This window comes from Kitasatospora sp. MY 5-36, assembly GCF_001182915.1.
Classification (GTDB): Bacteria; Actinomycetota; Actinomycetes; order Streptomycetales; family Streptomycetaceae; genus Kitasatospora.
In genome coordinates, this window is sequence record NZ_LFVW01000415.1 from 1 (window position 1) to 10,363 (window position 10,363).

Annotated in this window: 9 protein-coding genes and 1 pseudogene; 6 read left to right on the top strand and 4 right to left on the bottom strand. The window is 74.7% G+C overall.

Features of this window, described 5'->3' with window-relative positions; all coding sequences use genetic code 11:
- Together AE652_RS48470 and AE652_RS24910 are read right to left on the bottom strand one after the other, a co-directional pair.
- Positions 1-1,109 (bottom strand): annotated as a pseudogene (locus tag AE652_RS48470) (CbxX/CfqX); the annotation flags it as partial.
- Positions 1,110-1,498: 389 nt separating this feature from the next.
- On the bottom strand, positions 1,499-2,155 hold the full coding sequence (locus AE652_RS24910; RefSeq protein ID WP_049655284.1) for a hypothetical protein: 657 nt from the start codon (positions 2,153-2,155) through the stop codon (positions 1,499-1,501).
- A 212-nt stretch (positions 2,156-2,367) separates the two neighbouring features.
- Here AE652_RS24910 and AE652_RS24915 point away from each other — a divergent pair, with 212 nt between their 5' ends.
- Positions 2,368-3,531, top strand: coding sequence for an acyl-CoA dehydrogenase family protein (locus tag AE652_RS24915; protein WP_049655285.1), 1,164 nt, complete (start codon positions 2,368-2,370; stop codon positions 3,529-3,531).
- Between the two features lie 130 nt (positions 3,532-3,661).
- Here AE652_RS24915 and AE652_RS47465 read toward each other — a convergent pair whose 3' ends face one another.
- A complete protein-coding gene (locus AE652_RS47465) occupies positions 3,662-4,183 on the bottom strand; it encodes a hypothetical protein (RefSeq protein WP_181970507.1) in 522 nt (173 codons plus the stop codon).
- A 229-nt stretch (positions 4,184-4,412) separates the two neighbouring features.
- Here AE652_RS47465 and AE652_RS24925 point away from each other — a divergent pair, with 229 nt between their 5' ends.
- The 5 genes from AE652_RS24925 (at position 4,413) to fxsA (ending at position 9,360) form a co-directional block, all read left to right on the top strand.
- The gene (locus AE652_RS24925; RefSeq protein WP_045694655.1) at positions 4,413-4,853 is read left to right on the top strand and encodes an Lrp/AsnC family transcriptional regulator; all 441 of its coding nucleotides are present in this window, start codon (positions 4,413-4,415) and stop codon (positions 4,851-4,853) included.
- A gap of 31 nt (positions 4,854-4,884) precedes the next feature.
- Positions 4,885-6,492, top strand: a complete 1,608-nt coding sequence (locus AE652_RS24930) for an amidohydrolase (RefSeq protein WP_049655287.1) — start codon at positions 4,885-4,887, stop codon at positions 6,490-6,492.
- Positions 6,493-6,534: 42 nt separating this feature from the next.
- Positions 6,535-6,984: an N-acetyltransferase gene (locus AE652_RS24935; RefSeq protein ID WP_199823138.1), complete on the top strand. Its 450-nt coding sequence runs from the start codon at positions 6,535-6,537 to the stop codon at positions 6,982-6,984.
- A 95-nt stretch (positions 6,985-7,079) separates the two neighbouring features.
- Complete coding sequence (gene lnt / locus AE652_RS24940) at positions 7,080-8,726, top strand: apolipoprotein N-acyltransferase (RefSeq protein WP_049655290.1); 1,647 nt, start codon at positions 7,080-7,082, stop codon at positions 8,724-8,726.
- Positions 8,727-8,781: 55 nt separating this feature from the next.
- Positions 8,782-9,360: an FxsA family membrane protein gene (fxsA, locus tag AE652_RS24945; protein ID WP_063780257.1), complete on the top strand. Its 579-nt coding sequence runs from the start codon at positions 8,782-8,784 to the stop codon at positions 9,358-9,360.
- Positions 9,361-9,520: 160 nt separating this feature from the next.
- Here fxsA and AE652_RS24950 read toward each other — a convergent pair whose 3' ends face one another.
- Positions 9,521-9,895: an RNA polymerase-binding protein RbpA gene (locus AE652_RS24950; protein WP_049655293.1), complete on the bottom strand. Its 375-nt coding sequence runs from the start codon at positions 9,893-9,895 to the stop codon at positions 9,521-9,523.
- Between the last annotated feature and the right edge of the window lie 468 nt (positions 9,896-10,363).

A 10,363-nucleotide genomic window follows, 5' to 3' on the forward strand; every position in this document is an offset into this window, starting at 1 on the left:
TCCAGCCGGGCGCCGCCGGTCGCGGTCCCGTCCAGCAGGGCGCCGCCGGCCAGGGCCCCGTCCGCCGGGGGGCCGTCCACCAGTCCGGCGTCCACCGAGGGTCCGCCGCCGTTCGACGCCAGGCCGTTCGACAGCAGGCCGTTCGACAGCCCGCCGGGCACTCCGTCGCTCGACAGCCCGTCGCCGGGGACGGTCGCGCCGCCAGGCCCGCCCGCGTCCGCGAACTCCTCCCCATACCCGGGCAGTTCGGGGTAACCGACGTCGTCCGGGTAGCCGGGTTCGACACCCGGCCCGCCCGGTGCGGCGGCGTCGGCCGCACCCGGGCTGCCGCCCGTCGTCAGCCCGTCCGCGAGCCCGTTGGCGAGCCCGTCCGCGATGGCGTCCACGAGGCCGTCGGCGAGCGCGTCCTCGGCCGAGATGGCCGTCAGCCGGGTCGCGGTGTCCATGAACGCCGGGTCCGCCCGGTGCACCGCCCGGTAGAGCGGCAGCGCCGCGGCGCTGCGCCCGGCCCCCTCGTACGCCCGGGCCAGCCAGTACCGCAGCTCCTTGCGCTGCGGCTGCTCGGAGCGGCAGCGGGCCAGCGAGGCGGCCAGCGGGACCTGCGCCTGGGCGCACATGTCGAGGCGCACCCGCGCCATGCCGGCGAACAGCCCGGCCTCGATGCCGAGCAGCGGGTCGTCCAGCAGGCGGTCGGTGTCCCGGATCAGCTGCTCCCAGTCCTTGAGCAGGTAGGACCGGCAGGCGTACAGGAAGCGGGCGGACGGGTCCTCGCTGGGCGCCGGACACTGCTCCAACGCCCGGTCCAGCTCGGCCAGGTGGCGCCCGTCCAGCCAGTGCGAGGCGTGCGCCAGCGCGAGGTCGCGGGCGTCCTCCAGCACCGGCTGCACCCACCAGCCCAGCCAGTACCAGGAACTGAGCGGCCGTCGGTGCAGTCGCCGCTGCTCGCCGAACCGCTTCTGGTTGCGGTACATGGCCAGCAGCGCGGCCGAGGTGTCGCTGCGCAGCGCGTGCAGTCCGAGCCAGGCGTCGGCCATGCCCGGGTCCAGCCGGACGGCGGCCCGGAACTCCTCCTCGGCCCGGGTGTACGCACCGGCCGTGTACGCGTCCATGGCGCGCAGCCAGGCGCGGTCGGCGAGCCGGTCGGGCCCGCCCGCCGTGCTGTCGGAACTGTCCACCGTCGTCACTCACGCCCCCCGCGGTGCGGCCCGGGGCTCGGCCGGCGGGTTGCCTGCGCCTAGCCTGGCCGGTGGTCGTCGACCCCCTGTGGCGCAACTGCGCCTGCCAGGAATCGTACCGGCGCGGCGCTGATCCGGAAGGGTGCCGCACAGGGGCAAATGCGATCGCACGAGCGGCCGTTGAGCGGCCGGGCGACGAAACGGGCGGCGGGGGAGCGGGTTTCGGAAGGGGACCGGACGGCGCCCCCGGCTCACGGGGGAACAAGCCGGGGGCGCCGGGTCCGAGGCAACCGGAATCTGGTGTTCCGGTGGCTGAGGAGAACCTAGATCCTGGCGATGTCGCAGGTCAAGGCGTTGGTTGAAGATTCACCGACGGTGTCCGGGGTGATCCGGCCGGTCACCCCGTCGACCCGCGTCACGGCGTGCGGACGGCTCGGATCGGCGGCGAAATGCGCCGATTCGGCCCGGGCCCAGCCCGCCCAGAACTCGGCCAGTTCCGGCCCGTCCCGCTCCTCCCCGCGCCGCCGGGCCGAGACGGCGTCCAGCTCCATCCAGATCACCCGGGCCAGCCACGGCCGCACCGCCCGCCGCCCGGCGCCGACCCCCTCCACCAGTACCACCGGGGCGGCCGGCACCGCGGCCGTGCCCGCGAAGCGGCGCAGCGTCCAGTCGTACACCCGGTACTCGGCGTCCCGCCCGGCCGCCAGCGGCTCCAGCACCTGCTCGCGCAGCCGTCCGGTCCACCCGAAGGGCTCGCGGTGGGTGGCCAGGTCGTCGAGGTGGACCACCGGGGCCCCGCCGAGCGCCGCCGCCAGCCGTCCGGCGAAGGTGGTCTTGCCGGAGCCCGCGTGGCCGTCCACCGCGACCAGCCGCACCGGCCCGCAGGAGGGCGGCAGCGCTCGCAACTCGGCCGCGAGCGCGGTCAGCCGGTCGTCCGGAGCGGGCCGGAATCGGGTCGGGAGGGGTTCGGATACAGCCACAACGTCAACCCTACGGTGCCGTAGCCCGCCACTGCGTCCAGTTCATATGTGCAGGTCGTGACGGCAGCGCGGGTTTCGGGCATACTCGCCTTCGCCACGACTGTGAACGGCCGTTCACCGCAACCCGGTGCCGGTCGGTCCGACCAGCCACACCCACGCCGGACCGGCCGACACCTCGGTCCCGCGCCCCGATCGAGGAGGCGACCACCGCCATGACCCCCTCCCCTGTGAAAGCCGTGGAGCGCCAGCTGCCCACCGAGGAGGCCCGCGAGCTGCTGGGCCTCACCCGGGACCTGGTCCAGCGCGAGCTCCAGCCGCGCGCGGCGGAGGACGAGGCCGCCGGCCGCTTCCCGCGGGAGGTCTTCCGCACCCTCGGCGAAGCCGGCCTGCTCTCCCTCCCGTACGACGAGAAGTACGGCGGCGGCGACCAGCCCTACGAGGTGTACCTGCAGGTGCTGGAGGAGCTCGCGGCCGGCTGGCTGGCCGTCGGCCTCGGCGTCAGCGTGCACACCCTGTCCTGCCACGCGCTGGCCACCTTCGGCACCGACGAGCAGCGCGAGACGTGGCTGCCCGCCATGCTCTCCGGCGAGCAGCTCGGCGCCTACTGCCTCTCCGAGCCGCAGTCCGGCTCCGACGCGGCCGCGTTGCGCACCCGCGCCGACCTCGACGGCGACACGTACGTGGTGAACGGCACCAAGGCGTGGATCACCCACGGCGGCCAGGCCGACTTCTACAGCGCCCTGGTGCGCACCGGCGTCGACGGCCCCAAGGGCATCAGCTGCCTGCTGGTCCCCGGCACCCAGCAGGGCCTGTCCGCGGCCCCGCCGGAGCACAAGATGGGCATGTGGTCCTCGCCGACCGCGCAGCTGCACTTCGACGGCGCCCGGGTGCCCCGCGAGCGGCTGGTCGGCGAGGAGGGACAGGGCTTCCAGATCGCGCTCGCCGCGCTGGACTCCGGCCGCCTCGGCATCGCCGCCTGCGCGATAGGGGTGGCCCAGGCCGCGCTCGACCTCGCCGTCGACTACGCCCGCACCCGGCGCCAGTTCGGCCGCCCGATCGCCGAGTTCCAGGGCCTGTCCTTCATGCTCGCCGACATGGCCACCCAGATCGAGGCCGGCCGCTCGCTCTACCTCTCCGCCGCCCGGCTGCGGGACGCCGGCCGCCCGTTCTCCAAGGAGGCGGCGATGGCCAAGCTGTTCTGCACCGACGCGGTGATGCGGGTGACCACCGACGCCGTCCAGGTGCTCGGCGGCTACGGCTACACCCAGGACTTCCCGGCCGAGCGCTACATGCGCGAGGCCAAGGTGCTGCAGATCGTCGAGGGCACCAACCAGATCCAGCGCCTGGTGATCGGCCGCCACCTCACGAAGGCCTGACGGCCCAGGGCCTGTCCGGCGGGTCCTTGCCGGGTCCGACAAAACCCACCGGACAGGCCCGGCTCCCTCACGGCCTCCGGCCGTCACTCCAGGGTGCGGAGTGACGGCCGGAGGCGTTCCCGGCGGAGCGTCAGCTCGCCTTGGCGGTACGGGCGGTCAGCGCCGGACGACGGCGGCGCTGCTCGGGGATGGCGGCCCGCATCGTCGCGACCGTCGGGGCGGCGGGCGCGGTCGGAGCGGCCTGGCCGACCGCGGCGAGCCGCACCGGGCGGTGCGCGACGGCGTGCGAGAACGGCTGGGTGCGCCAGTCCAGCCCGGTCGGGAGCTTGAACAGCGCGTCGATCCGGGCCGGTTCGGCGTCCTCCGGGGCCTCGACCTCGGCCAGGTCGTCCGTCGGGGTGCCCGAGCCCGGGCAGATCGCGGGGGCGAAGGGGTTCCAGGCGGTCGGCAGCAGCGCGTGCTGCGGCAGCCGGTCCTCGTCCGCCACCAGGGCGATCGGGCGGCGGCACTCGGGGCAGTCGACCCGGAAGATGTCCCAGTTCTCCGCCTCGCCGGGGTCGGTGCCCGGCATGTAATCGACCGCGAGGTCCTCGCGGTCGGTCATATCGTCGGTCTCGTCGGCGCCCAGCACACGCTGGTCAGTAGCAGGCATGAGGATCCCCCTAGGATCGGGCCCGGCGTGGTCGTCCAGGGCCACAACCAGCACTTCCCTGTGATCAGGACTCATAACCCTGCGGTCCCGTGCACCGTGATGCACCGGGTGTGTCCTTGGCCACACCGGACGCCACATTCGCCCGGCATGTGCCCGCCCGGTACCTGCGATCCCTCCCCGTGCCACCGCGTGCGCCCCCCGTGCTCCCGACCGGGTAGGTTTGCGCACTGTGGAGGATCTCGACCAACGCATTGTCCAGCTGCTCCTCGAAGACGGCCGGATGAGCTACACGGACCTGGGCAAGGCCACCGGCCTGTCCACCTCGGCGGTGCACCAGCGGGTGCGCCGCCTCGAACAGCGCGGGGTGATCCGCGGCTACACCGCGATCATCGACCCCGACGCCGTCGACCTGGCGCTGACCGCGTTCATCTCGGTCAAACCCTTCGACCCGAGCGCCCCGGACGACACCCCCGAACGGCTGGCCGGCCTGCCCGAGATCGAGGCCTGCCACAGCGTCGCCGGGGACGAGAACTACATACTCAAGGTCCGCGTCGGCGCCCCCGGGGACCTGGAGGACCTGCTCGCCCGCATCCGCAGCGCCGCCGGCGTCTCCACCCGCACCACCGTCGTCCTGTCCACCCCGTACGAGGCACGACCCCCGAAGCTCTGACCGCGAACGGGCGGGGTGCAGACTAGGCCGCATGACCGAACGCACTCCCCGGACCGTCCTGCTGCGCGGCGGCGCCGTCTACAGCCCCGCCGACCCCTTCGCCACCGCGATGCTCGTGGAGGGCGGGCACGTCGCCTGGGTCGGCAGCGACGGCGCCGCCGAGGCGTACGCCGCGACCGCCGACGAGATCGTCGAGCTGGACGGCGCCCTGGTCACCCCCGCCTTCGTGGACGCCCACGTGCACGCCACCGCCACCGGCCTGGCGCTCACCGGCCTCGACCTCACCGGCAGCCCCTCGCTGGCCGCCGCCCTGGCCGCCGTCACCGCCTTCGTCGACGCCCGGCCCGAGCCCGGCGGGGTGCTGATCGGCCACGGCTGGGACGAGAGCGGCTGGCCCGAGGGCCGCCCGCCCACGCTCGCCGAGCTCGACGCCGCCGCCCGCGGCGCCGCCCTCTACCTCTCCCGCACCGACGTGCACTCCGCCCTCGCCACCACGGCGCTGCGCGACCTCACCGAGGGCCTGGCCGAGGCGCCCGGCTTCAACCCCGAGGGCCCGCTCACCAGGGACGCCCACCACGTCGTGCGGCGGACCGCGCTGGCCCGGCTGACCCCCGAGCAGCGCCGCCGCGCCCAGCGGGCCACCCTGGCCCGCGCCGCCGAGCTCGGCATCGGCGCCCTGCACGAGTGCGCCGGCCCGGAGATCTCCTCGGAGGCCGACCTGGCCGCCCTGCTGGCTCTCGCCGCTGACGGCGAGGGGCCCGAAGTCTTCGGCTACTGGGGCGAGTTGGGCGGTGTCGAGACCGCCCGCCGGCTCGGTGCGGTGGGCGCCGGCGGCGACCTCTTCGTGGACGGCGCGCTCGGCTCGCACACCGCCTGCCTGCACGCCCCGTACGCGGACGCCGGGCACACCGGCACCGCCTACCTGACCGCCGGGCAGGTCGCCGACCACGTCGCCGCCTGCACCGGGGCCGGGCTCCAGGCCGGGTTCCACGCGATCGGCGACGCGGCCGTGGCCGCCGTGATCGAGGGCGTCCGGGAGGCCGGCGCCCGGGTCGGCGCCGACCGGGTCAAGGCCCTGCGCCACCGCGTCGAGCACGCCGAGGCCCTGGACGACGAGGCCGTCGCCGCCTTCGCCGAACTCGGCCTGACCGCCTCCGTCCAGCCCGCCTTCGACGCCGCCTGGGGCGGGCCCGAGGGCATGTACGTCCAGCGCCTGGGCGCCGAGCGCGCGGCCGCCCTCAACCCCTTCGCCGCGCTGCTGCGGGCCGGCGTCCCGCTGGCCTTCGGCTCGGACGCCCCGGTCACCCCGCTGGACCCCTGGGGCACCGTCCGCGCGGCGGCCTTCCACCGGACCCTGGACCACCAGATCTCGGTGCGGGCCGCCTTCACCGCCCACACCCGGGGCGGCTGGCGCGCCGTCGGCCGGGACCAGGACGGCGTGCTGGTCCCCGGCGCGGTCGCCAGCTACGCGATCTGGGCGGCCGGCGAGCTGGTCGTCCAGGCCCCCGACTCCCGGGTGGCCGGCTGGTCCACCGACCCGCGCTCCGGCACCCCCGGCCTGCCCGACCTCACCCCGGGCCACCCGCTGCCGACCTGCCTGCGCACCGTCGTCCGCGGCCGCACGGTGTACCAGCGGTAAACCCCGTGGATCGGCGGGTCACCGCGGCCTAGGTTGACCACCATGACCCTGGTACCCGCCGACTTCACCGTCCCGCGCGAGCTGCTCGCCCCGGAGTTCCGCCTGGAACCCCTGGGCGAGCGGCACAACGCCTCCGACCACGCCGCCTGGACGGGCTCCATCGCCCACATCCGCGCCACCCCCGGCTGGGCCGGCCGCGGCTGGCCGCCCGCCGACGGGATGCCGCCGGAGCGGAACCTCGACGACCTGCGCCGGCACGCCGCCGACTTCGAGGCCCGCACCGGCTTCACCTACACCGTCCTGGAGCCGGACCGCGACGAGGTGATCGGCTGCGTCTACATCTACCCGGACCGCGAGGACCCGTCCGCGGTCTCGGTCAGCTCCTGGGTCCGGGCCGACCGCGCCCACCTGGACGCCCCGCTGTACCGCGCCGTCTCCGACTGGCTCACCGGGCACTGGCCGCTGCGGGAGGTCCGTTACACCCCGCGCTGACCCCGCTACCACCCTGACCTCACGGGTCTCCGACCTTCCGGGGTACCTTCTTCGCACAGCGTCCGAACAGCAAGCCCCAGGAAGATGGTGCGCCGGTGGCCACTCCCGTCACCCAGGAACGGCCCGAGGCCGTCCCCGAGCCGCAGGAGCCGGCGCCCCGGGCGAGCCGCGGAGCCCGTGCGCTCGCCAAGGTCCGCGCCGGCCTCCCGCGCACCGGCCTCGCCGCCCTGGCCGGCCTGCTGCTGGCCCTCGCCTTCCCGCCGTACGACCTGTGGCCGCTGTCGCTGCTCGGCGTCGCCGCGCTGTCGCTGCTCACCCGGGGCCGCACCTTCCGCCAGGGCCTGTGGACGGGCTTCGCGTTCGGCCTGCCGTTCTTCCTGATGCTGCTCAGCTGGCTGCGGGTGGTCGGCTGGGACGCCACGATCGGCCTGTCGGTCGTGGAGGCGCTGTTCCTGGCCCTGCTCGGCGGCGCCCTGGCCGTCACCTCCCGGCTGCCCGGCTGGCCGCTCTGGACGGCCTGCCTGTGGATCACCCAGGAGTGGGCCCGCGACCGGCTGCCGCTCGGCGGCTTCCCCTGGGGCCGGCTCGCCTTCGCCAACACCGCCACCCCGTACACCCCGCTGGCCGCGCTCGGCGGCGCGCCGCTGGTGACCTTCGCGGTCGCCCTGTCGGGCGCCCTGCTGGCCTGGGCCGCCCTGCGGCTGCGCGGGCCCGGCAGGGCCCCGAAGGCGGCCGCGCTGGCGGCGCTCGGGGCGGTGGCCGCGCTGCTGGCCGGCTACCTCGTCCCGGTGCCCACGGCCGCCGACGACACCGTCAAGGTCGCCATCGTCCAGGGCAACGTGCCCAACCCGGGCATGGACTTCCTGGGCCGCCCGATGATGGTCCTCAACAACCACGCCGCGGCCACCGAGCGGCTCGCCGCCGACATCAGGGCCGGCAAGGTCGAGCGCCCCGACATCGTGATCTGGCCGGAGAACTCCTCCGACCTCGACCCGTTCAGCGACCCGCTGGCCCGCCAGCGGATCGACGAGGCCGTGAAGGCGGTCGGCGTGCCCACCCTGGTCGGCACCCTGGTGGACGGCCCGGACGCGCAGCACGTCCAGAACGAGGGCATCGTCTGGGACCCGGTCACCGGCCCCGGCGCCTCCTACACCAAGCAGCACCCCGTCCCGTTCGGCGAGTACGTGCCCTTCCGCGCCCAGCTGATGAAGGTGATCACCCGCCTCCAGCGGGTCGCCCGGGACTTCTACCCCGGCGACCACAACGGCGTGATGCAGCTCGGCCCGGCCCGGATCGGCGACGTGATCTGCTTCGAGATCGCGTACGACGAGATCGTCCGCGACACCGTGGACAGCGGCGCCCGGGTCCTGGTCGTCCAGACCAACAACGCGACCTACGCCAAGACCGGCCAGCCCGAGCAGCAGCTGGCGATGAGCCGGCTGCGGGCCGTCGAGCACGGCCGGGCGGTGCTGATCGCCGCCACCAGCGGCATCAGCGCGGTGATCGGCCCGGACGGCGGCGTCCAGCAGCGCACCGAGGAGCTGACCGCGGCCGAGCTGTCGGCCACCGTCCCGCTGCGCGACGGCACCACGGTGGCCGACCGGGTCGGCGCCGCCCCCGAGTGGACGCTGGCCGTCGGCGGCCTGCTGGCCTGCGGCGCGGCGGTGCTGGTCGGCCGCCGCCGGAAGGCCCCGTCCGGAACACCGGCCGGGCAGGAATCGTTGGACCAGGTGGTGCCGTAGCCGGCCCGGACCTCCCGTGCGGCGCGCAGAGCACCGCTTGGAGTGGATTCGTACCGTGACCCAGCAAGCTACCCCCACCCGTCCGGCCCCGCGTAGCAGGCTCCGCCGGGTGCTGCCGCTGCTGATCACCGCCTGGCTGGTGCTGGAGATCTGGCTGCTGGTCCAGGTCGGCTCGTGGCTGGGCGGCCTCACCGTCGTGCTGCTGCTCGTCGCGGGCGTCCTGATCGGCGGCTCGCTGATCAAGCGGGCCGGGCTGAAGGCGCTGTCGGCGGCGATCGAGCAGAGCAAGAACCCGCAGTCCCAGCAGCCGCAGACCGGCACCAGCATGACCGTGCTGGCCGGCCTGCTGCTGATCGTCCCCGGCCTCCTGACGGACCTGGTGGCCCTGACCCTGCTCTTCCCGCCCACCCGGGCGCTGTGGCGCGCGGTCGGGCGCCGGGCCGCGGACAAGGCGCTGCGCAGCACCTCCGCCGCCGGGGCCGACCCGTTCGCGGACGCGATGCGGCTCCAGGAGCAGCTGCGCATCCACCGCCCGGACGGCAAGGTGGTCCAGGGCGAGGTCGTGGACCCGGAGGACGGCCCGCGCGGCCCGCAGGGCCCGGACACCACCTACCGCCCGCCGATCGCCGGCTGACCGGACCGTCCCGACGTACGAGCCCCCGGAGAGGCGGACACCCCGCCCCTCGGGGGCTCGTCGCGCGGACGACACCTGCGCCCGTCGTGGACAACGCGAAAGGGACCCTGGTGACCAGGGTCCCTTTTCGCGTCCTCCCGCACGGGGCGGGAGCGAGGTGTCAGGCGCTCTTACGGGTGTCTCGCGGGTGTACCGCGAGGTTCATCCCGCCGGAGCGGAGCACGGCCAGCCGTTCGGCCAGCACCTCCTCCAGCTCCTCGCGCGTCCGGCGCTCCATCAGCATGTCCCAATGGGTGCGCGTCGGCTTGATCTTCTTCTCTTCCGGCTCGTCGCCGTCGAGAAGCGCCGCCTCCTGTCCACAGAAGCGGCATTCCCAGGTCGCGGGGATCTCGGCCTCGACCGAGAAAGGAACCTCGAAACGGTGTCCGTTCTGACATGCGTACTCGACGGTCTGGCGGGGAGCCAGATCGATACCACGGTCGGTCTCGTAGCTAGTGGCCCCGAGTCGCGTGCCGCGGAGAGCTCGCTCGCTCATGAATCGTGCCTCCCGGGCTTATGGCCCACAGGACTAGTGGTCGCTGTTCTTCGTCGTTCGGTCAACGCTCGGCTTCCGACGAAGATTCCCGTCCCGGGACATGCGTCGTCTGTAGTGCCGCCCCTGTTTGTACCCACCTGCGCCCGATTTGTCACATCTGGCCGGTGATATCACCCCAGGTGTCACGTATTTCACATCTGGTGATCGTGCGGACTTTCCGTGACGAGCGTACCGGGACGGGATTCGGCGGTGGTCGCCGCCCCCGGTCGAGGGCCGGGGAACCGGCCCGGGAGACGGGCCCGGGCCCGGCCGTCAGGAGATCGGCCGTGAACGGATCATCGGCTCGCCCTTGGCCAGGTCGACCGGACGGGCCGGCGCGGCCGGATCGGCGGCGGGGACCACCGGCGGGCGGTCCGGGCGGGGCGGGACGGCGGCGGCCGCCTCGGTGCGGCTGTCCCGGTGCGGCAG